We start from the raw sequence: 26,479 nt of genomic DNA, 5'->3' as shown, positions 1-26,479 counted from the left end.
AGTTCACTCTTCAATACGTACTACATCATCTTCATTAAGGTAAGAACCTGACTGAATTTCTATCAACTCTAAAGGAAGAGACCCTGGGTTTTCGATCATATGGCTAACGCCAACAGGGATATACAACGATTGATTTTCTGTAATCAAATGCTCAACACCCTCTTTTACTACCTTTGCAGTCCCGGAAACTACAACCCAATGCTCAGCTCTATGGTAATGCATCTGCAATGACTGCTTACCTCCAGGCTGAACGGTAATTCTATTAACCTTATACCTTTGTCCCTTATCTATCGCATCAGACTTGCCCCAAGGCCTATATTGTTCTCGGTGCTCTTTATACTCTGCACGACTCTCTGCTTTTAAATGCTCTACAATCTTTTTAACTTCCTGAACCTTATCTTTGTCAGCAACCAGTACAGCATCTTTAGTTTCAATAACAACGACATTTTCCAGCCCAACAGCTGCAACTAATTTGTTGGGGGCGTATATATAGCAATCTTTCGTACCTTTGAGGATAGTATCACCGTGATATACATTACCCTGTTGATCCTTTTCTGAAACCTCCCATAACGCCGACCAAGAGCCAACATCACTCCACCCAGCATCTAGCGGGACAACTATAGCCTTTTCGGTATGCTCCATTACCGCATAATCAATTGAGTCGTCAGGGCATTTCAAAAACTCTTTTTCATTAACACGAATAAAGTCTAGGTCTGAGTTTGTTTCCTCTGAAGCTTTCTGACAGCTAAGATAAATATCTTTAGAGTGACGCTCTAACTCTTTCAAATAGACACTGGCTTTAAACATGAAGCACCCGCTATTCCAGTAATAATGGCCGCTTTCATAATACTTTTCTGCTACTTCTAGTTTAGGCTTTTCGACAAACTGTTTAACCGAGTACGTACCATCTCCTACAGGTTCTCCCCGCTGGATATAGCCATACCCAGTTTCAGGAGCAGTCGGTACAATTCCGAATGTAACTAAGTTTCCTTTCTGAGCTTCATCTAAAGCTTTTAAGACCGACGCTTGAAAGGCTGGCTTGTCTTTAACTATATGATCAGCAGCTAAAACAAGCATCACAGGATCTTCTCCACCTTCTAAAGCCTGGATTGCTGCCAATGCTATTGCTGGTGCCGTATTTCTTCCCGCTGGCTCAAGGATTATTCTTGCTTTGCTACCATGCGTCCTTAATTGCTCTGCAACTATAAACCGATGCTCCTCATTCGAGATAATTATTGCATCAGAGGCATCCATATCAGCAACTCTATCCAGTGTCGCCTGCAACATTGTATGCGAACTTTTACTATCAAGAGATAAAAACTGTTTAGGAAATGAAGAGCGTGATAATGGCCACAGACGAGAACCCGCCCCTCCCGCCATGATTACAGGTAAAAACATCAATATTCCTTACTTCTCATATTGTTAGATAATTCATCAGGGTAAGCTCCCCCCGCACAGTAGGGACTTCAGAAAGTGCTACGTTGGTTATTTCGGTTTCCTAATTCATTTCAAGCCAAGTAACACGAGCATATTTATCCTGTTTTCCAGCACGCTACCGCCCTTAGGTAACACTCCCCACATGCAAATTCATAGCGTTATGTGATATTCGCCTTAATGCGCGAAGGTAAAATTCTGCCGATTCTACAGCAAAAGACACAAACCTGCTATTCAGGTGCTACACCTACAAAAGCTCCGATTCTAATAGTTTGATACCTAACTTATCTTTTTCGGATAAGACAGGAAGCTCGTTAGGCATAACAGGCCATTCAATCCCAATATCGGAATCATTCCATAGAACTGTATGTTCCGCCTTAGGGTTGTAGTAATCCGTACACTTATACACGAACTCTGCTTCGTCACTTGTTACATAGAAACCATGGGCAAAACCTTCCGGCACCCATAACTGCCTTTTATTTTCAGCAGACAAGTAGACTCCTACCCACTGACCTAATGTCGGAGAATCTTTCCGCACATCAACAGCCACATCAAACACCTCCCCGGAAACTACGCGAACCAATTTCCCTTGAGTATTCTCTGTCTGGTAATGAAGCCCTCTCAGAATCCCTTTCGTTGACTTGGAGTGATTATCTTGAACAAACGTAACCGGTTTACCTGCAACCAGATCTTCGAATGTATTATCTCGCCAGATTTCCATAAAAAAACCTCGCTCATCACCAAACACTCTTGGTTCTATAATTTTTATTTCTGGGATTTTGGTTTCAATAATTTTCATAAGCAAACTAGTTTAGATAATTCGTAAGGTTAAGAAGCTCTGATTTCCAGTCACTTCCCTTAATATTGAACTCCTCTCCAATCTTACTTAGATCAAGCTTGGAGTTTTTAGGGCGCTCAACCGGAGTCAGGTACTCTTCTGAAACAATTTCTTTTAATTCTGGCTTCTTAGCAATTAGATCTTGCTCCAGAGCACTATCAAAAATCTGTTCAGCAAACTGGTACCAACTGACATAAGGAGTACCCGAATAATGGTATACACCGAATACCACGCCATCTCCCTGATAGATAAGATTGGCAATCCGAACTAATACTGTAGCAACGTCTTTCGCCGAGGTTGGGCCTCCAACCTGATCACCAACAACACTTAGACTTTCTCTATCCGCAAGCTTAAGCATAGTTTTTACAAAATTATTTCCATGCTCTCCAAATACCCAAGCAGTTCTCAGAACTATATGATGGTGACAATTTTCACGCACAGCCTGTTCACCAGCTAACTTACTTGCCCCGTAAACAGACCTTGGTTCAGTAACATCCTGCTCAATATAACAACCTTCTTTATTCCCGGGGAATACATAGTCCGTTGAGATATGAAGAATTGAAGCACCAATTGAATTTGCAGCCTGAGCCAGATACAGAGGGCCATCTCTGTTAACTCTATACGCCAGCTCTTTTTCTTCTTCAGCTTTATCAACAGCAGTATACGCAGCAGCATTGATTACAACATCTGGCTGAAAGGATTCAACGGTTTTAAATACTGCATTTTTGTCAGTGATATCCAGTTCATCCTGATCGACTGCTAATAAATCAGCCTTATCGCGAAGTAGCTTTTCCAGCCAGTAACCAACCTGGCCATTACTTCCTGTTACGAGAACCTTCATTTTATTCATTAATCCCTGAGGCTAGTCTCATTAAATATTGGCCGTATTCATTTTTCATCATACTTCGCCCAATTTCTTCTAAGCATTCAATGGAAAGCCATCCGTTGCGCCAAGCTATTTCTTCAAGGCAAGCCACTTTCAGTCCCTGAATATTCTCTATTGTTTGCACAAAAGAAGAAGCCTCATGTAGGCTCTCATGGGTACCAGTATCCAACCAAGCGAATCCACGCCCTAACAGCTCAACGTTTAATGAACCGTCTTCAAGGTACATCTGATTAATAGCTGTAATTTCCAACTCACCACGCTCAGAGGGCTTAACCTGCTTTGCAAAATCCACAACCCGGTTGTCGTAAAAATAAAGGCCGGTAACAGCGTAACTGGATTTAGGTTTTTCTGGTTTTTCTTCGATGGAAAGGGCCTTCATATTTTCATCGAACTCAACCACCCCAAATCGCTCTGGGTCCTTAACACTATACCCAAATACTGTTGCTGTGTTATTTCTAGCAGCGGCCTGTTGAAGTGTTCGGCTAAAAGATTGGCCATAAAAAATGTTATCACCAAGTACTAAACAGCAAGAGTCATCACCAATAAACTCCTCTCCAATAATGAAAGCCTGAGCTAGTCCATCTGGAGATGGTTGCACTTTATATTGCAGATCAACCCCATAGTCAGAACCATCCCCCAATAGCCTTTTAAATGACTCACTATCTTCAGGCGTTGTAATAATTAAAATTTCCCTAATTCCAGCTAACATCAACGTCGATAGGGGATAATAAATCATCGGCTTGTCGTAGACAGGTAATAGCTGCTTAGACACTCCTTTTGTTATTGGGTACAACCTGGTACCACTGCCGCCAGCTAATACAATACCTTTCATATTCTATCCTTTTGTGCCTAAGCGCTCTCTGCTATACGAACCATCTAGTACCCGGCTCCACCACTCTTGATTGTTCAAGTACCACTCGACCGTTTTACGAATACCGCTCTCAAATGTTTCTTCCGGCTTCCAGCCCAATTCATCAGCAATCTTGGTTGCGTCAATTGCATATCTGACATCATGCCCAGGGCGGTCAGTTACATAAGTAACAAGGTCCTGATATTTTTCAACACCTTCAGGCTTATTAGGCATTAACTCTTCAAGAAGGTCGCAAATAGTTCTTACTACTTCAATATTAGCTTTTTCGTTATGACCACCAATATTATACGTTTCAGCAACTTCGCCTTCTGTTACCACCTTATATAGGGCTCTTGCATGGTCTTCCACGAACAACCAGTCACGAATCTGCATACCATCTCCATATACAGGAAGAGGCTTTCCTTCTAACGCATTAAGAATCATTAGAGGAATCAGTTTTTCTGGAAAATGGTATGGTCCATAGTTGTTTGAGCAGTTAGTTACAACAGTCGGAAAGCCGTAGGTTCGTTGCCAGGATCTTACAAGGTGGTCGCTTGAAGCCTTAGAAGCTGAGTAAGGACTGCTCGGAGCATAAGGTGTACTCTCTGTGAACAAATCCTCCGTCCCCTCTAGATCTCCGTACACTTCATCTGTCGAGATATGGTGAAACCGAAAAGATTCTTTTTTCTCTTGCCCTAGATTGTTCCAGTATGAGCGAGCAGCTTCCAGTAATGTGTATGTACCTACTATATTGGTTTCAATAAATGCAGCAGGCCCATCAATTGAACGATCCACATGAGACTCTGCAGCTAAATGCATCACAGCATCAGGCTGGTGATAAGAAAATACCCTGTCTAACTCCTGTCGATTACAAATGTCTACCAACTCGAACGAATACCGGGAGCTATCGGCAACGTCATTCAATGACTCTAGGTTTCCCGCATAAGTAAGTTTGTCTACATTTATGACTTCATCCTGAGTATTGTTTACAATATGTCTGATAACAGCAGAGCCAATAAATCCAGCCCCTCCAGTAACAAGTATTTTCATTTCTTTTGTCCATAAGTGAATGTCAGCTTAACTTTTTGGTTAAAGCCTACTCATACCAATAAAGCAGGGGATGATTCTATATTAGTAGGATACTTTGGGCTATATAATCCCGCATTTCATGTCAATTTTTTTAGCAAAAAAACTACATTTATGAACATTAGTACAAAATATCCATCATCGGCGTTTTACTGATATACTATCCCCAAGTTATTACTAAGGAATTTGTACCATGATCATTGTAACTGGCGGCGCTGGCATGATTGGCAGCAACATTGTTAAGGCACTAAACGAAAAAGGTTATACCGATATTCTGGTTGTAGATCACCTGAAAAACGGTAAGAAGTTTAAAAACCTTGTTGATCTGGATATTGCCGACTACATGGATCGTGAAGACTTCCTGATGCAGGTTATGGCAGGCGAGGAGTTCGGCCCTATTGAGGCGGTGTTTCATGAAGGCGCATGTTCTGCTACCACTGAGTGGGATGGTAAGTACATGATGCTGAACAACTATGAGTACTCAAAAGAACTGCTTCACTACTGTCTGGAAAGAGAGATTCCATTCCTGTATGCATCATCTGCTGCGACCTACGGTGAAACAGATACCTTTGTTGAAGAAGAAAAGTACGAAGGCGCGTTGAACGTATATGGCTACTCCAAGCAACAGTTTGACAATTATGTCCGCCGTGTTTGGAAAGACGCAGAAGAACACGGAGAAGAACTTTCTCAGGTTACTGGTTTCCGCTACTTCAATGTTTATGGCCCTCGTGAAGATCATAAAGGCAGCATGGCATCCGTTGCTTTCCATCTGAACAACCAGATGAATGCCGGTGAAAACCCGAAACTATTTGCTGGTAGCGAGCAGTTTATACGTGACTTTGTTTATGTTGGTGATGTAGCAGCCGTTAACCTTTGGTTTATGCAAAACGGTAAATCAGGCATTTTCAATCTGGGGACAGGCAATGCAGAGTCCTTTGAAGAAGTAGCAAAAGCGGTAATTAAGCATCACGGTAAAGGTGAAATTGAAACAATCCCATTCCCTGAGCATTTGAAAGGAGCGTATCAGGAATTTACTCAAGCAGACCTAACTAAACTGCGAGCAGCCGGCTGTGACCATGAGTTCAAGACGGTTGCAGAAGGTGTCGCTGAGTATATGGAAATTCAAAACAAATAATAAACAGACTTTGTAGCCAGGTAACCTTTTGAGCAAAAAAGCAGTATTACATATTTGCCTCTCCAAAGGATGGGGAGGCCTTGAGATGTATCCCATTCGCACAGGTAAAGAGTTTATTAAGCACGGCTATAAAGTATTTGGTCTGTGCGTAGCCGGAACTCGTGTAGCAAGCGGGATGGATGAGGCGGGGTTAGAAACCTATCAGGTAAAAAGCAAAAACCACCTTATCGCTTTTGAATTACTCAAATTAAACCGCTGGCTTAAGCAGAATAATGTGGAAGTTATTCACTGCCATAAGTCGGGGGATATCCTGGTCTCCGCGCTATTGAACCTCCTCACTTCACGTAGAGTGCTTTTTACTGAGCATATGGGCGTTACCCGCCCAAAGAAGGACATCTACCATAAATGGGTATACTCCCATGTAGATCAGGTTCTTTCCATCAGTAATGAAACACTGAAAAGAAACATCAAAGCACTTCCTGTTCCTGAAAACAAAATTGAGAGATTATGGTTAGGGACAGATATTCCTGAGCAGCCCATCACAGATCAGGCTCATATTGCGGAAGTTAAGGAATCATTAGACATACCCGAATCAGCAAAAATAATTGGTACTATTGGCAGAATATGTCGTGGTAAAGGGCAGTTAGAGCTGATTCGCGCCTTTGAGTTAATAGCTTCAGACTTTAAAGATCTTCACTTATTAATTGTAGGTGGCCTCAATGAATCAGAAGGTGCAGACGCTGATTATACCAGAGAGCTAACAGCCGCAGCCTCTGCCAGTAAACACAATAACCGCATCCATCTGGCTGGATTTCAGAAAGACATAACTGCGATGTATTCGGTTATGGATATTGTTTGTCTACCCTATTACAATGAAGCATTTGGTTTAACCGCTATAGAAGCAATGGCTGAAAAAAAGGCGATTGTTGCAGCAAAAACTGGAGCATTACCGGAAATACTGGGGGAGCATGCTCTATTCTGCGATCCCAAATCATCGGAAAGTATTGCTAATGCCATAGCTGAGTATCTGAACAAACCTGAATTAATCAGCAGAAATAGTGAGAGCGCCCGCATTCGGGCCGAAAATGAGTTTTCAATGCAAAAGCATATTGAAAAGTTGGCAGCTAAATTAACAGACCTGGAATATTCAAAAAGTGAATAAGCTTTACCTTCCCATCTCAAAGCTTCAACTCCTCAGGGACATTGTAAGAAGAAAGCTGGGTATTGCGCTCTTTGATAAAGAGAAAAACAACCTCGCTTCTATGCAAAATGAATCTATTAAGCGAATCGTCTTTTTACGATGGGATGCAAAGCTTGGGGATTCTTTTGTCTCATCGTCTTCATTTAATGCCATACGGCGCAGTGCTCCGGACTGTAAGATCAGCGTTATTACGACCCCTGCAATGTCTGATCTGTTTACTAAGCACTTTGGTGTCGATGAAGTGCTTCAACTCCCCAAAAGGCCGAAATATAAACAGCTCAATAAGCTAGCCAAAGATTTAGGTGAAGTCGACCTTGTCATTGCTCTTAATGACAATATGAAAATGAAAGATATTTACTTCCTTAATCTTGTGAAGGCCAGGCACATAGCCAGCACCGACGATCGACTCAAGCTGGTAGATATAAAGCTGGGTACAAAGACAAAAGACCTTCATTTTTCCGGTAAATTTAAAACTGCACTAGAAGCAGTTGGTATTCAGGCACCATCTATTGACTACACTATTCCTCTGCTCCCCGACTCACAGGATAAAGTTAAGCAGTTTTTGAGTAAAAATGAGATAGCAGCTCCATTTTTAGCCTTAAACCCATTTGGCAGCGGTCACTCAAGAAAGCTCAGCACTGAAAGTGTTCAAAAGCTTATTCACCTCGTTCACAGCTCAGCCCCTGAACTGCCTGTAGTAATCATGTCTTCGCCTGATACAAGGAAAGAGGCTGAGATAATGAGCAAAGAAGGAGGGAGAAATGTATTCCATTTCGGTGAGAGTGAAAATATTTTTGACATCATTGCACTGATCGAGAGCTCCGAGTACGTCGCATCTGTAGATACCGCCACCGTACATATAGCGTCGGGGCTGAACAAACCGCAATTTTGTATTTATAACTTTGACCTGAAGAACTTTACTCAATGGGGGCCAAACTCAGAAATAGCGATCTCTGTATTTTCCAGAGATACAACACCTCCATCCGTCAATTATCTGGACTGGGATGAAGTAAAGTCTAAAATTAACTTGCTTGTGTCGACTTAATGCAGATAGGTATGAATATTCTAATCATTGGCCCGTCTTGGGTTGGCGACATGGTAATGTCGCAAAGCTTATACAAAGAGCTAAAAGCTCTAAACCCTGAAGCATCGATTGATGTGCTGGCTCCGGCGTGGTGTAAACCTATTTTGCAGCGTATGCCTGAAGTCGCCAATGCCATTGAAATGCCTGTTGGGCACGGCTCTTTTAACCTAAGCGAAAGGTGGAAAATAGGCCGAAGCCTGGCCGAAAAAAAATATGACCAGGCCTATGTGCTGCCTAATTCCGCTAAATCTGCTTTAATCCCTCTCTTTGCCGGTATCAAAAAAAGAACCGGCTGGAAAGGTGAGTTTCGCTATGGTCTGCTTACAGATTTACGCCCGGACAAGCGGGTCTTCCAATACATGGTGGAAAGATACGTCGCGCTGGCTTACCCCAGACAAGACATGCTACAGAAGGTAGCTCTGACGACTGTATCAAAACCTTCTCTGGAGGTAGATATTGCCTCACAGCAACAATTAAAGAAGAGATTAAACTTATCAAGCGAACGACCGGTTTTAGGGCTTTGTCCCGGAGCAGAGTTTGGCCCTGCTAAAAGATGGCCAGAAGAGTATTATACCTCAGTTGCAGAGCACGCAATTCAATCAGGCCAGCAAGTCTGGCTGTTCGGCTCAGTAAATGATCAGGAAACTACGGATAAAATTAAATCTGGGTTATCTGAAAAAAGCAGAGCGGTTTGTTTTGATCTCGCTGGCAAAACGAAGCTTGTCGAAGCCGTTGACCTACTCGCATGCTGCCACACTGTTATCAGCAATGATTCCGGGCTGATGCATGTATCTGCCGCTGTTGGGTGCAATATCATTGCGCTATATGGTTCAACATCCCCTGAATATACTCCGCCACTGTCAGACAAAGTACAGATTCTTAATACTGATATTGAGTGTAGGCCATGCTTCAAAAGGGAATGCCCGCTGGGTCACTCTAAGTGTCTTAAAGAGCTATCACCACAGACCGTCATTGAACACCTGGAGAAGAAGCTATAGCCATGTTTAACGCCTCAGTAATTGTCTCTTTTTACAACAACACCAAAGCTTTGGGCCTGATACTCAGAGCTTTGGAATCCCAGAAAGATAATTTTGAAGTAATCATCGCTGACGATGGTTCTAATTCTGATGCAGTGAGCTATGTTAGGCATGAGATTAATACAAGCTCACTAAATATAAAGCATGTGTCCCAACTGGATAAAGGTTTCAGGAAAAACCGCATATTAAACAAAGCGATAAATATTGCCGATAGTGATTATGTAATTTTTATTGACGGAGACTGTATTCCACAATCAGGTTTTGTTGAGGATCATCTTTCTAATAAGGTTCAAAATCATATCTTAAATGGAAGAAGGGTAGATCTTCCGGCACAGCTTGGTGAGCAGCTTTACTCTCAGTCAAACCCTGAAAATTTTTTCAACCGGAATGTTTTTAAGATTCTGGCTCTATACCTGAAATCCCAGGGAAAAAACATAGAAAAAGGATTCCGAATCAAAAACCGGTTCTTATCAAACCAGCTAAATCGTAAAGATAAGGGCATTGTTGGCTGTAATTTTTCTGCTTTTAAAGCTGATTTAGAAAAAATTAATGGGTTTGACAACAGATACGAAGCAGCAAGTATTGGGGAAGACACTGATATAGAGTACAGGCTTCGTGGTGCTGGTGTGAAAGTAAAAAATATTTTCTATCAGGCTAACATACTTCATCTTATGCATAGAGAGCTTCCAAGAACCCAGGCGGTACTTGACCTTTTTGAGACAACCAGAAAAACAAAGCAATATATTGCTGAAAGTGGCTTAGCACAGGCAAACGATGAAGAGTAGTAATACGTTTTTAAAAGAACAACCCATACAAATGACATTTTTATGTCTGCTGGGCATATCTTTTTTTGTCTATAAAGGGGGGCTCTACCTTTTCCCGGTACTAACGCTGCTTGGCTACTTCTATTTCAGAAGTTTCCACTATATCAACTACAATACAGAGCTCTCTCTTTTTGTTAAAACTCTGTTGGGTTTGCTTGTCGTTGGTACAATTACTAGCCTGTTTTCTTTAGAAGGTTATACAAGCACTATTGATTTCACCAGAAAAGCTATACCCCTTCTTGCTGTACCTGTATCTTTTTATTACTTCAAAATCAAAGAGATTCGAAGAGCATTTTCTTATAGCTTGGCAATTGGTCTGGTTATAGCTTGTGGGCAATCAGCTTTATATATACTGAAAGCAGATCTTGCACACTTTAGTTTCGATATCACTAGATTTTCCAGCTTTTGGGATCTTGGAAGGTGGGGGGAAATTCTTTCCTATGTTTTTGCACTCCTGATCCCCATTGCATTTAAAACCAGAAACCTGAAAGTTGCTTACGCCATAAGACTCTTATTGCTTATTGTTCTGGCTTTTATTGTTATGTCAGGCAGTCGCGCAGCAATACTCGTTCTTGGCATCATCACTGCTGCGTACTTCCTTCTGTACAACAGAAAATACCTTTTACCTTTTATCCTGGTAGGTGTAGGGCTGGCGACTATATTTCACATCGCCACACCAAACATTGCTGAAGCATATAAAAACCGTGTTGCCTCTATAATCGAAACTGATGGACACAAATCAAATCTGGCAAGGCTCCGAATCTGGGAAGAGGCCTCCTTGTATGCTGCTAAAAACTTTAAAGAGGATCAGCAAGCTTTTTTATTTGGAACTGGTGTAAATAAAATCTGGTCAGAATTCGAGCAACACCTACAGTCTGAAAATAAGCTTGAAAAGTTAGTGAAAGAAACTGACAACCAATTTTCCACACGAGATCATCACAACGCTTTTTTAAATATGCTGAATAGAATGGGAGCAATTTATACTTTTATTTTTTGCTTCATGATGCTTCATAGTTTGCTGATAAGTTTAAAAAAATCATTCCGGACAGAAGAGTTACTTCATCAGTCAGCATTTTTGATCTTACTTTCATACTGTATTTTCGGTATTTTTTACAGTAATGAACTCAGTTACCAAACCTACATTATGTTTTTCTTATGGAGTTTTGCTTTTACATATGCGCCAAGCACACACCTCATCAAAGGTAAATAAAATGAACAAAACCCTGATTGTCATCTCGAACCGGCTAACCCGACTTTTTGGCAACATTTTCAAAATGTTGTCGTACCCTTTTCACTGGATTCTTCCAAAGCAAAGGTTTGCAATACCCGAGTATTCTAAGGCTAAAGTCGTCGCTGCAACATCAACACGCATTCCAAAAACAATATGGCAGACGAATTTCTCTAACCAGAGCACTCTTCCTGTATACCTTAACTATCTTTTCAACAGATTTCGATCTCTGGACTTTGACTACAGGTATGTCAGCACGGAAGAGCGGGAGGAATACATAAAGCAGAACGCAAGCGAAAGGGTATACAACGCCTACATGCAGCTTAAAGATGGCGCTTCACAGGCAGACTTTTGGCGACTGATCACCCTTAACAATGAAGGCGGTATTTATATGGATATCGATGCAACATTGGTAAGAAAGCTAAACAAGATCATTGGCCCTGAAGACGACGCCGTCTACGTTACACTTAAGAAAAATAATCACTACACAAACTTTTTCCTGGCATCGGCACCTAACAATCCCGTTTATAAAGAGGCCATCGATAATATCGTAAAAAATATTGAAGACAGAAGAATAGATAAAGGTGTTTATGGAATGACAGGTCCAGGGGTTCTGACTGAAATACTAGAGACCAAGGACGTAAAATCATTTGACCGTAAATACGTCTGTATTCAGGGGGCATTTACTAACGAGCACTTCCAGTATCTGGACAGGCCTCGTACTAAATGGACACATAAAAAACCTGAAGATCTTCTGAAGTAATTATGCTGTTAAGATTTATCTACACTTTTGTCCTTACATTAGCTGCTCCCTTCTTTCTATTTAGCTTATTAAAAAAAAGAGAAGGGAAACCTTCTGTCGGTAGCAGATGGAAGGAGTACTTTGGTATCACCCCAAAACCACAAGCTGAATCAGCACCAATCTGGATCCATGCGGTATCAGTTGGTGAAACTATCGCTGCTACACCAATCATCAAAGCGCTAAAAGCGAAACACCCTGACCTAGCCATAATTCTGACTACGACCACCACAACAGGGGCAGAACAGGCAGCTAAACTGGGTGATCTGGTTGAGCACAGATATATGCCCCTGGACTTCCCTTTTGCTATAAAGGGTTTTCTAAAAGCTACTTCACCATCCCAACTACTGATTATGGAAACGGAGCTCTGGCCAAACACCTTAAACACGGTGAATAAAGCCGGATTACTTATTACCGTTCTAAATGCCAGGCTTTCAGAACGTTCATGCCTGCGCTACCAGAAAGTCCAGCCCGTGTTTAATCAGTTATCCAAAAATCTGACTCAGATACTCTGTCAGCACGCAGATGATGCCGAGCGTTTTATCAGGCTTGGAGTAACAGATGAGAAGGTGCAGGTTACCGGCTCAGTTAAATTCGACATTAGTGTTAGCGATGATATTAAACGCAAAGGAGAAATCTTAAGAAGCTTTCTTGGTAAGAATCGGCCCATCTGGATTGCCGCAAGCACACACCAGGGTGAAGATGAAAAGATATTGGAGGCACACCAGGCTTTGCTCGCACATTTCCCTGAAGCACTTCTTGTTTTAGTTCCAAGGCATCCTGAACGTTTTCAGCAAGTTGAGAAGCTATCAGCACAATCAGGACTCCAAACAATTTCCCGTACAAGCAAGCAAGCAGTTACCCCTGAAACTCAGGTTTACCTGGGAGATACAATGGGAGAAATGATGCTGCTTTTAGGCGCAGCTGACATCTGCTTTATGGGTGGCAGCCTTCTGGGAGACAAAGTTGGAGGGCACAATCTTCTGGAGCCAGCAGCACTGGGCAAAGCATTGATTAACGGCCCAAGCTACTTCAACTTTTCTGATATTGCTAACCAGCTCATAACAGCAAATGCGTTACAGCTGTGCAACAACACATCCGAGCTTTTTGTTACTCTGACAAAGCTATTTGAAGACCGAACTATAAGAGAGCAAATGGGCAAAGCAGCATTGGAGGTCGTACAGAAAAACCGCGGTGCTATTAAAAAAACTATCGATAGCATTCACATATAAATTTGATTAAATGGACGGCAGTGATAATAATGTTATCATTAGCGTCTATTTATATATCACCACACATATACCCATGCTGCAGTATAGAAAAGAGTTGGACGGACTGCGTACACTCGCCGTCATCGCCGTTATTACTTATCATGCTAATATCCAGATAGGAGGCACTCCGTTATTTCCGGGAGGCTTTCTGGGAGTTGATATTTTCTTTGTCCTCTCAGGCTATCTGATCACAGGGATTCTGAGGGATAAGTTGGAAAAAGAGCATTTCTCTTTTGCTGATTTTTATCTTCGCAGAGCAAAACGCATCATTCCGGTTATGTTGTTGGTTTTGCTGGTTACCTCTGTTGTTGCCTACCAAGTACTGCTGCCCACAGATTTAGTAGAATACGCCCACTCTTTAAAGTCAGCAGCCTATTTTGCATCAAATTATCATTTTTATGCGGAAGACAGCTATGTTGCGGCAGCCAGCATATATAAACCCTTACTGCACACCTGGAGTCTGGCCGTCGAGTGGCAGTTCTATATGCTATACCCTGTACTGGTCTGGTTCTGTTACCGTTACTTCCCTAATCGCTTATTTATCATACTAGTAGCATGTGCCGTTTTATCTTTTGCTTATTCACAGTGGATGGTGATACAAGACCATGATTTTGCTTTTTATATGCTACCAACCAGGGCGTGGGAGTTAATCGCAGGAGGGTTGATAACCTTTATTCAACGAGAGAAGCTGTTTAAGCTTTGCTCCTCTACTCAGGCGAATATTGCCGTTCTTCTCTCACTAGTTCTGATGCTCACCGGACTATGTTTTTTTGATCACTTTATTCTCCATCCATCATACCTGACCCTTATTCCGGTCTTAGGCACCTGCCTGTTTATTGCATTCACTAATGAAAGCAGCCTTATCAGCCAGATATTTCGCCTCAGACCGATAGTTTATATTGGGTTAATTTCGTATTCACTATACCTTTGGCACCAGCCACTTTTTGTATTCTTCCGCATTATCAAGCACGACTATTTTCGACTGGAACAGTTTATCCTTCTGTTGGTTATCTCTATTGTTCTGGCAGCTCTGTCACATAAATTTGTTGAAGCTCCATTCAGGAAAAGCACCCTATCGAAAGCCAAAAGCCTCATTCTGGCCGGAACCTGTACCGCTGTTTTTTCCTTCGCATTTTTAACACTACACAGCGAAGGCTTCCCCGGCAGAAATGCACCTGTAATTGCAAAGCTATTCCATAATATCAATGCACTACAGAACTTCAGATTAGATAGCCGCAAATGCCATGATCGTGAGTTCCATGACGCCTGCGAGGTGAAGGGTAAGACAACACAGAACTACATAGTGATCGGAGACAGCCATGCTGGCGCAATTAGCAAAGCTGTATTTGAGCTTTCCCAAAGCCAAAGAGCCGGCTTTATGGATCTCACGACTGCAACCTGTTTAGGGATTGACTCAGTTGTTCTTAAAGCCAAGACCAAGGCTGGTATAGAAACTCAGGAAAAATGCCTGAATAAATCCAAGCTGGTTTCAGCCTATATAGAGGCACCAGAAACGCCAAGATCAACGATAGTCTTTTTGGGCAGGCTTCCTCTTTACCTGTCAGGAGAGCACTTTGATAATCAGCAAGGTGGAGTGGAGCACGGTGATGCAACTATCTGGCTGGAAAGCACAACTAAAGGCACTGCTGCTCAAGCCATTATTGATAAATTAAACCTATGGACGGAGCTAGGGCACAGGTTAGTTCTTATTTATCCTGTCCCAGAGGTAGGCTGGAGTGTTCCTCAGAAGGTTAAATCTGAGATTAGAAAGCACTCTGAGGTTGCCGATAAACTAAAGGCTTTCAGAGCACTTGACCTATCGACCAGCTATGAACTGTACAAAGAGCGCTCTCGAGTCGCTTTTTCACTGCTTGATCAGGTCGCAGGAGAACAGACTATTCGCCTGTATCCGGAAAAAATCTTGTGCGACACAGAACGCTGTTACACGCATACGGATAATGAACTTTATTATTACGATGACGATCATATTTCCGCATACGGTGCTGCGCGGTTGATTGAACAAATCAGCGACTTTATTCCAAAAGAATAAAGACTTAAAAAGCTTATATGAATTGAGCCCCCGCATGCAATGTAAACGTATAGCTTTCAAATACTCTATTCTGGTAGACCTTAAACCCTACCAGAATATGAATAACCTTAACTTTATCAGCCAAATCAATAAGCTACCATCAGCAATGCAAAGGCGCTATATTCAAAGGCCATTACTTGAAAGTTAAAGATTGAAATGAGAAAGATCCATATTACAAAGGGACTTACAAAAGCGTTTCAAGAGAACAACATCTATATAGAACCACGACGAAATATATTTTGCTTGAATATTTATGGTCGAATTAGAGTTCATGATGAACCTATTGAAGTTGAGCCCAATTGCCGATTTGATCCCAAAGGCAAAAGTATATGGGAAATGGGAGCATTTTCTTATTCCTACTCTGAGCTACCATTAAAAAGCTCGGTTGGTCGCTATTGTTCTATTGCTCCAGATGTTCAAGGGTTTGGTCACCCCCACCCTTTAGACCGTTTTACAACATCACCAATAACATACAGTCAAGAATTTAGTGACGAAATAGGTTTCAATCCACCATTTATAATAGAGCCAATTAGCCATAATCCTGAGTTTTTCATTAAAAATGATGTATGGATTGGGAAAAATGTAAAAATAAAACCAGGAGTCACTATTGGCAACGGTGCTGTTATTGCAGCTAATTCAGTTGTAACAAAGGATGTTCCCGACTTTGCTATTGTGGGAGGTATTCCTGCAAAAGTAATACGATACAGATTCTCTGACAAAGAGATTGAAAGGCTATTACATTTAAAGTGGTGGGAATACAATGCCTCCCAGTTTGAAGGCTTAACCGCATCAGCAAACATTAGTAGCTCTATTTCTTTTCTGGAGGATACTTTATGTAAACTTGAAAAATATACTCCTCAAAAGATAAAGATATAAAGAGTCGCTCATTTACCATTTTCTTAGTAAATGAGCGACGAGCTTAACGTGTTATAACTTAGTTGAGTTTTCCTAAGACATGGCTCACCCATGAAGACACTGTATAACCCTGAGTGATACTTTCTGGAATTTCATTATATTCACTAGAGAAAAATTCACCTGGCAACCGGAGATCTTCTCCAACAATCGCTATATTATCACTATTGTAGAAATCATAGCCCTTGATACTGTCATTATTTGTTATTAGCTTTCTTTTATAACCCATAGCTTCATAAGCTCTAAATGATAGTCCCGTTTGATGCCCCTGAAGAATATCGAGAAATGCTTTTGAGCTTTCAAGCCTCTCACTTAGTTCATCCCCAAGTAATAATTTTTCCACAACCTTGATTCTTTTATCCGTGATATATTTTCTTTTTCTTTTATTATCAATATAAAACAAAATATCAGGTGTAATTTGAGGGTTTGCATCTAAAAAAGCCACGACTTTTTTATACCTTTCTTTAGTAAAGCTCATAATAGCAAACGCATCATATTCACACTTATCATATGCTTTATTGCTTTGCCAAGAAGCATCTAGATAATTATTTATTTTTAATAAATTATGATTTTTGCAGTCTTCTTCATCATAGCTAAATTTATAATCAAATAAGTCCAAGTCGTAACCATTATCTGGTGACTTTGTTAAGCTATCCCAAAGTGTAGCTACCAGGTATCGAGTATGCTTCTTTAGCTCTTCCAACTGAGAACGTTCAAATAGATTGGGCTCTGTCATAATGATTGCATCAAACGGTTCCCTGGCAATAAAGAAACTATCAATTGTCCGTGAGACCTGTTCTTTTGTTCTAACGTGCTTATAGTTCTTTTTACAGATCAATTGATATGCTTTGGACAGCATACGATGCGCACTATTGTCATAGCTAAAGCTAGAGAAGTCTTTATGGTCAAGATGAACCACATCATGCCCCTGCCTTTTCATCTCTGAAAGTACCGGTGTCGCTAAACTCGCCCAATTAGGGCATATAAATAAAATCCGCATTACAAACATCCCAAGCCAAAACTTATTTAAGACCTTTCATCTTATCTTTTCAAAGCAGTGTAATCTATATACTTTTTTCGGCCTCAAGAAGAATAGATGCCAACCAAAACTTTCCAATCTTCTTGATTCCAATTTATTCCCCGCTTACCAACCTCTTTGGTAAACGATCTCTTCAACCGCTCCAAATTCCCCAACTTCCAACTCCCCCCCCCCTGCACACAACACTTATCAAAATCAATAATCCACACCTTCTCCTGATCATCAATCAAAATATTGTGAATATTAAGATCAGTATGATTAACCTGCGCATCATGCATCTTACGAATCTCAGTACCGATTTTCTGATAAAGCTCTTTTGAAATTGCTTTTTTCTGCAAAATAGAAACAAGATCGCGGGCGTTGGCGATTTTTTCACTTAGTAAATCCGCTTGATAACAGAAGTTACGCTTGCAAGCTCTGGCAGCGATAGGTTTTGGAACATGAACTCCGGCTTCAATTAACTTAAGCAGCAGCTGAAACTCCTGATAGCTGCGGGTCTGCTCCCAACCACTGAACAGGTAATGGTCTTTAACCAGCTTACCGAACAGGCCACCACGGCGGTAATGTCTTAATGCTGCAGGGATGGTTTCTGTCTGCACAAACCAGGTTGTTCCCCTGCCCTCAGCACTGCCGATTACTTTGTTCTGTTGCTTCCAGAATTCAGGGTCAAAGCAACATTCCGGAGACTCTTTTAGCAGCTCTTCGTTGTACCAGATGTGTTGTTTTTTTGATTTTATTACTTTCAATTTATCATCCATGGTTGCTATTCACTCTGCAGCACATAAAGTTCTCAGAAACATGCTACAAAGAAAAAGTTACCAACTCCTTAAAATCTTCATTACCGTAAAATATATAGTCATTAAGAATGGCCCTCTTCCACAACAATCTTCTTCCTGCATCAGATAAGTCTATTTCATCACAAAGCAGTCCAAAGTTGCCGTTGATCACCGTAATTTGCTGACTAATTATCTCAATAGCATCATCTCTCTTGATATGGAAAGTTGGAGCTGATTTTAGGCAATTCTCAATGGAAGATTTATTAGAGTTACCAACGATAATCATGCCGTGACCGGCTTCTCCCCCAGTCCTGCTTTGTGGACATATATCATAAGCGGGGGTTAGGTTAAGTTGCTCACCATCTACAAAAAAAGCATGATTTCGAGCATGATCATCTGTGTTTCCAACCAGAACATTAAACACAACACGCTTATATAGCTCTCGCGCATCCTGACTGAAAAATTTACAGAGGCGCTGCATCTTCTCAACAAGTTCAGGGTAGCTACAATAATGAGCAAGGCTCTCATCTAAGCCAAGAACCGTTAACCCTGAAATCATGGAGTGCCGCATCCAGCCTTTACCCTCCAACTCTGTACGATCAAAGCGCTTCACCAGTAATGCATCTTTGCCAGCAGAATGAACAAGCTTTACCTCAGCCACATTGATACCACAGAGTTTTGCCAGTTTCATCGCTATATATTCCGACTTAACAATGTCATAGGTATCGTTGGATGCAGAAAATTTAGCAATGTACTTGGTTGAAGCGTCAATAATCATTGCTTTGGGACGGGCACCGCCCAATGAGGTTCCATGCAATAGGGCTTTATCAAGTTCAACCGGCAGCTTGTTACCCGATAAGATTATATCAGCAGCAGATTGAAGCTCCTCTAACGTTGCCTGTTCTTCACCTCTTGGTACGAATTCAGTTGGAGAAGACTGGAAATCAATTGAGCCTATACGATCAGATGAAGAGTTCATCATATAGGTCATCTCGCTTAAGAGCTCATTCGGATCCATCTCGAGCTTACTGTGAATAACCCTTCTACCCCAGGCATCAGGGGCAGCATCACGAATGGAAGAGAAATTGTTGAGCTCTATGTCTCTGGCAAAAAAAGTCTCATCGACCAGCGGAAGCTCTTCTGCATAGATGGGTTCTTTGTCTTTACGCTCCAGATATTTCCGACCGTAGCGAAAACTCATCTCCCCATCGTCATTTACGCTTATGACGCCTGCTGGCACTGGCTCTGTGCTACCTTTTAACCATTTCCAGACATAACAAAGCTGTTCAGAAGTCATTATCTAGCTCCCTTTTCTTAACCCGGACTCGCTTTGGCAGCAATGACTCAACCTGCTGAGTTTTCCTTTTGCTTACCTCTAACCTTGATGGTTCCTGATCAAAAAGGCTAACTCCCAATATCCTTGCTGCTTCGAAATAGAGTCCAATGTTTACGGTAGGAGAACCCTTTAACATACTTGTTGCCGTGGTTCTTGATACTCCTAACTTGTCCGACAACTCTACAACAGTCATAGACTTATTTTTGCGAGCAACACTAAGTAAGCCTGAGAAGTGTTCAAGTGCAACCATAGTTTGTTTGCTGAAACTGTAATTAGTCTTACTCATAATGCCACCAGGGTTAGTTTTCCGCTCTTCTAACTCTATAGCATCCTACTTAGCTCAACAATAAAAACCAATAAAATGACTAATAAAATAGTCATAATAGCACTTTAAGGCTATTTTATTGTGCATTGTAAATCTTAAAATTTCTGAGATAACAAAACCTAAAATGGCCGTGATGTTGAAGTTTGCTGGAAAAGCCTGCTGCCCACAGACTGGCGTCTTAATATTTTACATTTACCTACCCGACCTGCATAATTCCCAACAATCAGATAAATAGCGAAATTACTATATGCCCCTGTTCTCTTCTCCCCCAGAGTCCCTGTGTATCCTCCGGTTATCCGCCATTGGCGATGTGTGTAATACCGTTGCTGCGGTGCAGGCTATTCAGCGTCAGTGGCCGGAAACTAAGATCACCTGGATTACCGGTAAGCTGGAGGCTCAGCTTATTCATGATCTGGAAGGAATTGAAGTTGTTACCTTTGATAAGAAACAAGGGTGGAAGGGGTATCGGGCTCTTTGGGCTCAGCTTAAAGGCCGTCGTTTTGATGCTCTGCTGCATATGCAGTATGCCTTTCGGGCAAGTATTGCGACCCTTGGGATAAAAGCGAAATATAAGCTTGGTTTTGACTCTGCGCGCAGTCAGGATTTTCAGACGCTGTTTACCAATGTCAAAGTGCCCTCTCCTAATAAAACCCATGTGCTGGATGGATTACTGGCATTCTGCTCTACACTGGGCATTGAGGATATAACGCCTCAGTGGTCTATTACCTATTCAGATTCCGACTGGCAATGGGCAACCGGGCAGGCTATACCTGATAAACGAAATCTGGTTATCGTGCCAGCTGCCAGTAAGGCCTATAAGAACTGGAATGCTCAGGGGTATGTTGATGTTATTCATCATGCTCAGTCTCTGGGCTGGCATATTATTCTGGCGGGTAGCCCGGCTCAGGTGGAGGTTGATCTGGCTGAGCAGATAGAAAAGTCTCTGAATAAGCCGGTGTTAAATCTGGTTGGCAAAAGCAGCCTGAAGGAGATGCTTGCCCTGCTGGATTTGGCGGATCTGGTTATCGCCCCAGACACTGGCCCTGCTCATATGGCGAATGCGGTGAATACGCCAGTGCTTGGTCTGTATGCTCACCATAATCCGGACAGAACCGGACCTTATCAGTACAGGCAATACGTTGTCTCTGCCTATGAAGAAGCTATCAAAGCGGAAACAGGCAAGGCAAGCCAGGAGCTTAGCTGGAGAGCGCGGGTAAAAGATAAGAGCGCTATGAACCGCATTCAGTCTGATGACGTTATTGCAATGTTTGATAAAATAGTAAGTGATTACTCTCTAAGAACAGATAAGCCAAATACTACCGAGGTATCTCAGTGAATAAACCGACTTTAGCCGTTGCATTGATTGTTAAAAACGAGTCACAGCACCTTAAAGCCTGCCTGGAAACCGTTAAGGGCTGGGTTGATGAGATTGTGATTCTCGACTCCGGCAGTACGGATGATACCGAGGTTATTGCACGCCAGTATACGGACAAGTTCTTTGTGAATGAGCAGTGGCCGGGCTTTGGCCCTCAGAGAAGGCTGGCTCAGTCTCATATCGAATCTGATTATGTGCTCTGGCTTGATGCCGATGAGCGTGTCACTCCAGAACTAAAAGAAAGCATTCTGAAGGCAGTTGAAGCCAATAAGCCAAATACACTTTATCGCTTTGCCCGCTTAAGCTGGGTGTTTGGACGCTATATCCGTCACTGTGGCTGGTATCCGGACAGAGTTTTAAGGCTTTACCCGACTAAGCTGACTCAGTACAACGATGCTCTGGTACATGAAAAGGTGGAAGTCTCTTCTGATATGCAGGTGGAAAACCTGAGCGGAGATGCCATCCACTATACCTACAACGATATGAATCACTATCTGGTGAAGTCTGCCGGGTACGCAAAAGCCTGGGCAGAGCAGAGAGAGAAAAAAGGTAAGAAGAGCAGCATCAGCCAGGGAATTATCCATGCCATTACCTGCTTTCTGAAAATGTATGTGCTTAAGGCTGGTTTCTTAGATGGTAAGCAAGGCTTTCTGCTTTCGCTGTTGTCAGCGCACTCCACCTTTGTGAAGTACGCTGATCTCTGGATCAGGACAAGTACTGAGCCGCCCAGGGATTAATCTCTTCCAGAGCCTTATTGATATCGATAAGGCTCATATCCACCTGCTTATCTTTATCTTCCGCCTCTGGTGGACAGAATGCGATATGTCTTCCCTCTGAGTTTATCGGATTCCAGCGCAGCGGCGTTGCTGAGCGCTTTCTCGGGAAAAAGCCAACTGTCGGTACATCTATAGCAGCTGCAATATGAAGCGGGCCTGTGGAGCCTGCAATAAAGGTATCTGCACATGCGATAGAGCGGGAGAAATCCACCAGCCCGTCGTTTTTATCGTAAACCGCTGCTGAGCTACCCTTTTTTTCAATCAGTTCTTTTAGTTCATGAGCTTTTTGCTCTTCTCCCGGACCTGCTGTCAGAACAATTTCTTTATCTGCATCAATACCGGTTACCAGAGCAGCATACTGCTCAAGGGAAAGGTTATTTGCCGAACCACCGCTTCCTGCATGAATAAACAGCCATTTTTTATCTGTGCTGATGGAGAGCTGTTCTGACAGTTTCTGTTTCTGCGCGGTAAGTTCTTCAGGTGCAAAAGTCAGATAAGGTGCTTCTGGTTCTGCAATCTGATGGCCGGTGTCTTTTAAGAATGCCCTGATTAGGTCCAAGTTGTATTCAAACTCAGGCTTAGCTGACTGAGAACGCTTTTGTTTAATCCTGCGGTTATAAAAGATCTGCGCCAGTTTAGTTGCCGGTGCCAGACGGTATGGAATTCTTGCTTTCCAGACTAATAATGCATTGTAGGTTGTTGAAAACAGGTTGATTGAGGCATCAAAATTATTGGCTTTAATCTCTTCGATTAATTTTGTCTGTTCCTGCTTTGGTCCGTTTTTGGTCGGATCAACCAAAACGGAATCAATCCAGGGGCACAGCTCTGCCAGTTGAACCGTATATTTGGGAACCAGTGCAGTAATATGGCATTCAGGTAAGGATTTTTTCAGCATAGCGAAGCTTGGCCACGCCAGCATAAAGTCGCCGATTTTGTCGTTACGGATTACGAGGATTTTTTTCATTTTATTGCCTGTTCACTGAATACCATCAATTCCAACGACATAATACCCAGTTAAATAGGTAATTTTGAGTATTTTTGTTAGTATTTAACCCAGTTTTTCATAGATATCTTGAGATTAGCCCTGTGACAGAGAAAAGATTCACCAAAGTACTTTATCCCGGCACCTTCGATCCTATTACTAACGGACATCTGGATTTGATTGAACGTGCAGCCAAAATGTTTGATGAAGTGCTTATCGCCGTGGCTGCCAGCCCATCTAAAAAGACTCTGTTTTCACTGGAGCAGCGTGTTGAGTTAGCTAAAGAAGTGACAAAGGATCTGCCTAACGTTTCAGCAAAAGGTTTCTCCGGCCTTCTGGTTGACTTTGCCAACCAGGAGCAGTCCAACATTCTAATCCGCGGATTAAGAACAACCATCGACTTTGAGTATGAGTTCGGCCTGACTAATATGTACCGCCGCCTATCACCAAATCTGGAAAGTGTGTTTCTTACTCCTTCTGAGCAGTACACCTTTATCTCATCTACGATTGTGCGTGAAACTGCTATTCATGGGGGCGATGTTGCACAGTTTGTTCCGGTGGCGGTTAATGAGGCGTTGGCTGAAGTTGTGGCAGACATATAACTGGGTATCGTAAGAGTCAAAGCGACTCCCCCACAAGGATACTTTGCAATTACTCGCTAAGCCTTTCATACCCACGTTTACCTAAGTGGTAAGTAATACCGCATATTACCGTAATAACTCTCCACTTATTAAAATTGAAGAACAATAAGTAGGTAGTTATACTACCTATAAGCGTAATAACTCACCACTTAATTATGAAACAAGAAATCGCAATCAATAGACTAAGTGAGCTTGATGCCAAAGGCAGATACGTATTCTTACATAGAGACCTGGTAAAGATTTTTCACGAAGACTCACTACGGTCACTAAATGACAGCCTTGCCAGGCTTGTTAAGAGCGCTGTTCTGGAGCGCGTAGCGAGAGGTGTTTATGTCTATAGTTTATCCCGGCATAGATACACTGCGAAAACCCTTGATTTAATCGCTACCGCACTGAGACGTGGTGAATTCAATTACGTGAGCCTGGAATCGGCACTGTCGGCATATGGGGTGATTTCCCAAATCCCAATCGATAGGCTGACTCTGATGACCACTGGTGTTAAGGGAGTATACAAAACCAATTACGGTGTCATTGAGTTCACCCACACTAAGCGTTCTATTAAAAGTATCCTTGATGATATCTTCCAAGCTGACAGGCCACTTAAAATGGCCAAAAAGACAGCAGCACTAAGAGATCTTAAGCGTGTGGGTAGAAATACCCATTTGATCGATATGGAGGCAATGTATGACGACTGAACAGGAAGACTTTAAAGCCTTGGTAGCTAAAGCTGTAGAAGCAAGCAAGACCGGAGATAGTTCAGATAGCCGGGCTCATAATCAGCCAGTAATCGAAAAAGAACTGTTGCATTACGACATCCTGTTTGCGCTCGATCAGGCTGGGATGCTGGATGATGTTGTATTTCAGGGCGGTACCAGTCTGCGGCTATGCTATGGCTCTAGTCGATACAGTGAAGATCTTGATTTTGCTGGTGGGTATGACTTCAATACAAAATCGCTTTCCAAAATGAAAGATGTCATCGAAAAGTATATCGGTAACAGATACGGCCTGGAGGTGACGGTAAAAGAACCGAACGCCTTAAAAGAAGACCCTAAATACGCAGAGCTAAGAATTGATAAGTGGCAGATTGCTATCATCACTGCACCGGAACAAAAAGATATTGCCAAGCAGAGAATTAAACTCGAAGTGGCTAATATTCCTGCTTACACTAAATCGCCACTACCGCTAAAGCAGAACTACGAATTCTTACCTGACGGTTACAGGGATACGCTTGTGTATGTAGAGTCTTTAGATGAAGTCATGGCTAACAAGATTATCTCTCTTCCTGCAACTAAGCGATATGTGCGTCACAGAGATATTTGGGATCTAATGTGGTTAAAGCAAGAAGGTGCAAACATAGACAAGGACCTAATCGAGAAGAAGATAGCTGACTACAAGATTAAGAATTTTACCCAAATGCTGGATGACAGAATCGCTTCTATCAAAGATATTGTGCACGGTAAAGAGTTCGATAAAGAGATGAGCCGATTCTTAAGTAGTGATGCTTATGAGCGCACACTTGGAAAAGACAAGTTTCGAGATTACCTAGTGTCTAACCTGGTTGAGATACTAAGTCAGGCTAAGCGACAGCTAAACAATACAGCAAAAGATGAGCTCGAGTTTAAGTTGTAGCTTAATTCATCATTCCAAGTAGAGAGTTATACCAGCAATTACCGTAATAACTCTCTACCTATCTTTACAGTGCAGCAATGATATGGCTGTACTCTTTATCTGACTGATATTTTCTCACCTCAAGCGCATTGTTTACCAGACTGATGGTTTTTGCGCTTGTTACTGTGCTTTCTGAAACTTTGCCTTTGGCATATAGCCATTCAGCAATATCCCACAGACGCCATAAAGGATCTTTTTTGGCTATCTTCCGGGCCGGAGCAGGAAAACCACCGCCACCGAACAGACCTTTTCTGTATTTAGAAAGCGTTGGCTTTTTAACTCCGGTTATCGCAGCTGCTTCACCTAAACTGACAAGATCACCCTCAACAGAGGCAACAACCAGTTCATAACCTTTGATTGACTCCACATCCCGGATAGCCCGAATAATCGCTGACTCCAGTGATTCAGCTTCTCTTTCAAACTCAATAAACATGGCTTCATCGATAGATCCTACAAATGTGTCCTCATCTATTTGCTCATAAATCGTTGCTGACACATTTAGTAAGTCCTCATCACTACAGATCGAAATGTTGCCAATATTTAGTGTGAACTCATACATTTTCATGATACTTCTCCCAAAGGAGGCTAGGTTCATTACTTACACTCATCTACCCACCGGTAGATTCTTCTAGCCCAATTCCCAGTATTCTTTGGAGTAGACGGAATAGAATAGCGGTGGCACTTTTTCTCGTTGTTACACTTGAGAATTCCTGCCGGATGCCCTTTGCTGTTTTCATACGTCCAACCACATTTAATCGCGTAATCCAGAGCCTTATCTATATCCTTCTTTGAATGATGCTTTCCGATAAGCGCCTCCCGACATCGACAATTGTAGCCATTCAACTTTGAAACATCAACAATTGTAGCCATATCCAGACTAAGCTTTG

At 42.1% G+C, this 26,479-nt stretch carries 26 protein-coding genes; 15 read left to right on the top strand and 11 right to left on the bottom strand.

The window, feature by feature from the left end:
- Positions 1-3 precede the first annotated feature (3 nt).
- The 5 genes from L3Q72_RS00835 to rfbB all read right to left on the bottom strand — a co-directional run bounded on the left by L3Q72_RS00835 (position 4) and on the right by rfbB (position 5,058).
- Positions 4-1,398, bottom strand: coding sequence for a mannose-1-phosphate guanylyltransferase/mannose-6-phosphate isomerase (locus L3Q72_RS00835; RefSeq protein ID WP_275130815.1), 1,395 nt, complete (start codon positions 1,396-1,398; stop codon positions 4-6).
- Positions 1,399-1,681: 283 nt separating this feature from the next.
- The gene (gene rfbC, locus L3Q72_RS00830) at positions 1,682-2,233 is read right to left on the bottom strand and encodes a dTDP-4-dehydrorhamnose 3,5-epimerase (protein ID WP_275130814.1); all 552 of its coding nucleotides are present in this window, start codon (positions 2,231-2,233) and stop codon (positions 1,682-1,684) included.
- A 7-nt stretch (positions 2,234-2,240) separates the two neighbouring features.
- Entirely contained in the window at positions 2,241-3,113 is an 873-nt protein-coding gene (rfbD, locus tag L3Q72_RS00825) for a dTDP-4-dehydrorhamnose reductase (protein ID WP_275132056.1), read from the bottom strand.
- A 1-nt stretch (position 3,114) separates the two neighbouring features.
- Positions 3,115-3,990 carry a glucose-1-phosphate thymidylyltransferase RfbA gene (gene rfbA, locus L3Q72_RS00820; protein WP_275130813.1) on the bottom strand — a complete coding sequence of 292 codons (876 nt, stop codon included), beginning with the start codon at positions 3,988-3,990 and terminating at the stop codon, positions 3,115-3,117.
- Between the two features lie 3 nt (positions 3,991-3,993).
- The gene (gene rfbB / locus L3Q72_RS00815; protein ID WP_275130812.1) at positions 3,994-5,058 is read right to left on the bottom strand and encodes a dTDP-glucose 4,6-dehydratase; all 1,065 of its coding nucleotides are present in this window, start codon (positions 5,056-5,058) and stop codon (positions 3,994-3,996) included.
- A 229-nt stretch (positions 5,059-5,287) separates the two neighbouring features.
- On the opposite strand from rfbB, the gene rfaD reads away from it, so the two are divergent.
- The 10 genes from rfaD to L3Q72_RS00765 all read left to right on the top strand — a co-directional run bounded on the left by rfaD (position 5,288) and on the right by L3Q72_RS00765 (position 16,638).
- Entirely contained in the window at positions 5,288-6,229 is a 942-nt protein-coding gene (gene rfaD, locus L3Q72_RS00810; RefSeq protein ID WP_275130811.1) for an ADP-glyceromanno-heptose 6-epimerase, read from the top strand.
- 28 nt (positions 6,230-6,257) lie between these two features.
- On the top strand, positions 6,258-7,391 hold the full coding sequence (locus L3Q72_RS00805) for a glycosyltransferase family 4 protein (protein WP_275130810.1): 1,134 nt from the start codon (positions 6,258-6,260) through the stop codon (positions 7,389-7,391).
- Positions 7,384-8,475 carry a glycosyltransferase family 9 protein gene (locus L3Q72_RS00800; protein ID WP_275130809.1) on the top strand — a complete coding sequence of 364 codons (1,092 nt, stop codon included), beginning with the start codon at positions 7,384-7,386 and terminating at the stop codon, positions 8,473-8,475. The genes L3Q72_RS00805 and L3Q72_RS00800 overlap by 8 nt, the downstream gene beginning before the upstream one ends.
- An 11-nt stretch (positions 8,476-8,486) precedes the next feature.
- On the top strand, positions 8,487-9,512 hold the full coding sequence (gene waaF / locus L3Q72_RS00795; protein WP_275130808.1) for a lipopolysaccharide heptosyltransferase II: 1,026 nt from the start codon (positions 8,487-8,489) through the stop codon (positions 9,510-9,512).
- Positions 9,513-9,514: 2 nt separating this feature from the next.
- Positions 9,515-10,336: a glycosyltransferase gene (locus L3Q72_RS00790; RefSeq protein ID WP_275130807.1), complete on the top strand. Its 822-nt coding sequence runs from the start codon at positions 9,515-9,517 to the stop codon at positions 10,334-10,336.
- Positions 10,326-11,585 (top strand): O-antigen ligase family protein, encoded by a 1,260-nt coding sequence (locus L3Q72_RS00785; protein WP_275130806.1) that lies wholly within the window; start codon positions 10,326-10,328, stop codon positions 11,583-11,585. Before L3Q72_RS00790 ends, L3Q72_RS00785 begins: the two co-directional genes overlap by 11 nt.
- Position 11,586: 1 nt before the next feature.
- Positions 11,587-12,366 carry a glycosyltransferase gene (locus L3Q72_RS00780; RefSeq protein ID WP_275130805.1) on the top strand — a complete coding sequence of 260 codons (780 nt, stop codon included), beginning with the start codon at positions 11,587-11,589 and terminating at the stop codon, positions 12,364-12,366.
- 2 nt (positions 12,367-12,368) lie between these two features.
- On the top strand, positions 12,369-13,634 hold the full coding sequence (gene waaA, locus L3Q72_RS00775) for a lipid IV(A) 3-deoxy-D-manno-octulosonic acid transferase (RefSeq protein ID WP_275130804.1): 1,266 nt from the start codon (positions 12,369-12,371) through the stop codon (positions 13,632-13,634).
- Positions 13,635-13,707: 73 nt separating this feature from the next.
- Positions 13,708-15,723, top strand: a complete 2,016-nt coding sequence (locus L3Q72_RS00770) for an acyltransferase family protein (RefSeq protein ID WP_275130803.1) — start codon at positions 13,708-13,710, stop codon at positions 15,721-15,723.
- A gap of 195 nt (positions 15,724-15,918) precedes the next feature.
- Positions 15,919-16,638, top strand: coding sequence for a CatB-related O-acetyltransferase (locus tag L3Q72_RS00765; protein ID WP_275130802.1), 720 nt, complete (start codon positions 15,919-15,921; stop codon positions 16,636-16,638).
- 58 nt (positions 16,639-16,696) lie between these two features.
- Here the strand turns inward: L3Q72_RS00765 and L3Q72_RS00760 are convergent, their stop codons facing one another.
- From L3Q72_RS00760 to L3Q72_RS00745, 4 genes are all read right to left on the bottom strand, one after another.
- Positions 16,697-17,674, bottom strand: a complete 978-nt coding sequence (locus L3Q72_RS00760; protein WP_275130801.1) for a hypothetical protein — start codon at positions 17,672-17,674, stop codon at positions 16,697-16,699.
- Positions 17,675-17,757: 83 nt separating this feature from the next.
- Entirely contained in the window at positions 17,758-18,459 is a 702-nt protein-coding gene (locus tag L3Q72_RS00755; RefSeq protein ID WP_275130800.1) for a 3-deoxy-D-manno-octulosonic acid kinase, read from the bottom strand.
- Positions 18,460-18,514: 55 nt separating this feature from the next.
- On the bottom strand, positions 18,515-19,786 hold the full coding sequence (locus L3Q72_RS00750) for a HipA domain-containing protein (protein WP_275130799.1): 1,272 nt from the start codon (positions 19,784-19,786) through the stop codon (positions 18,515-18,517).
- A complete protein-coding gene (locus L3Q72_RS00745) occupies positions 19,776-20,111 on the bottom strand; it encodes a helix-turn-helix transcriptional regulator (RefSeq protein ID WP_275130798.1) in 336 nt (111 codons plus the stop codon). Before L3Q72_RS00745 ends, L3Q72_RS00750 begins: the two co-directional genes overlap by 11 nt.
- A 286-nt stretch (positions 20,112-20,397) precedes the next feature.
- Here L3Q72_RS00745 and L3Q72_RS00740 point away from each other — a divergent pair, with 286 nt between their 5' ends.
- The gene (locus L3Q72_RS00740; protein ID WP_275130797.1) at positions 20,398-21,486 is read left to right on the top strand and encodes a glycosyltransferase family 9 protein; all 1,089 of its coding nucleotides are present in this window, start codon (positions 20,398-20,400) and stop codon (positions 21,484-21,486) included.
- Positions 21,477-22,262 carry a glycosyltransferase family 2 protein gene (locus L3Q72_RS00735; RefSeq protein ID WP_275132055.1) on the top strand — a complete coding sequence of 262 codons (786 nt, stop codon included), beginning with the start codon at positions 21,477-21,479 and terminating at the stop codon, positions 22,260-22,262. The genes L3Q72_RS00740 and L3Q72_RS00735 overlap by 10 nt, the downstream gene beginning before the upstream one ends.
- Here L3Q72_RS00735 and L3Q72_RS00730 read toward each other — a convergent pair.
- Positions 22,231-23,265 carry a glycosyltransferase family 9 protein gene (locus tag L3Q72_RS00730; protein WP_275130796.1) on the bottom strand — a complete coding sequence of 345 codons (1,035 nt, stop codon included), beginning with the start codon at positions 23,263-23,265 and terminating at the stop codon, positions 22,231-22,233. The two genes, L3Q72_RS00735 and L3Q72_RS00730, sit on opposite strands and share 32 nt — an antisense overlap.
- A gap of 122 nt (positions 23,266-23,387) precedes the next feature.
- Between L3Q72_RS00730 and coaD the strand changes: the two genes are divergently transcribed.
- The 3 genes from coaD to L3Q72_RS00715 all read left to right on the top strand — a co-directional run bounded on the left by coaD (position 23,388) and on the right by L3Q72_RS00715 (position 25,553).
- Entirely contained in the window at positions 23,388-23,885 is a 498-nt protein-coding gene (gene coaD, locus L3Q72_RS00725) for a pantetheine-phosphate adenylyltransferase (RefSeq protein ID WP_275130795.1), read from the top strand.
- 194 nt (positions 23,886-24,079) lie between these two features.
- The gene (locus L3Q72_RS00720; protein WP_275130794.1) at positions 24,080-24,619 is read left to right on the top strand and encodes a hypothetical protein; all 540 of its coding nucleotides are present in this window, start codon (positions 24,080-24,082) and stop codon (positions 24,617-24,619) included.
- Positions 24,609-25,553 carry a nucleotidyl transferase AbiEii/AbiGii toxin family protein gene (locus L3Q72_RS00715; protein ID WP_275130793.1) on the top strand — a complete coding sequence of 315 codons (945 nt, stop codon included), beginning with the start codon at positions 24,609-24,611 and terminating at the stop codon, positions 25,551-25,553. Before L3Q72_RS00720 ends, L3Q72_RS00715 begins: the two co-directional genes overlap by 11 nt.
- A 64-nt stretch (positions 25,554-25,617) precedes the next feature.
- Here the strand turns inward: L3Q72_RS00715 and L3Q72_RS00710 are convergent, their stop codons facing one another.
- A complete protein-coding gene (locus L3Q72_RS00710) occupies positions 25,618-26,157 on the bottom strand; it encodes a hypothetical protein (protein WP_275130792.1) in 540 nt (179 codons plus the stop codon).
- Positions 26,158-26,479 lie beyond the last annotated feature (322 nt).

The organism is Vibrio sp. JC009 (assembly GCF_029016485.1).
GTDB lineage: Bacteria > Pseudomonadota > Gammaproteobacteria > Enterobacterales > Vibrionaceae > Vibrio.
Note: the sequence above shows the minus strand (reverse complement) of the source record. Positions and strands in the feature narration are given on the sequence as shown.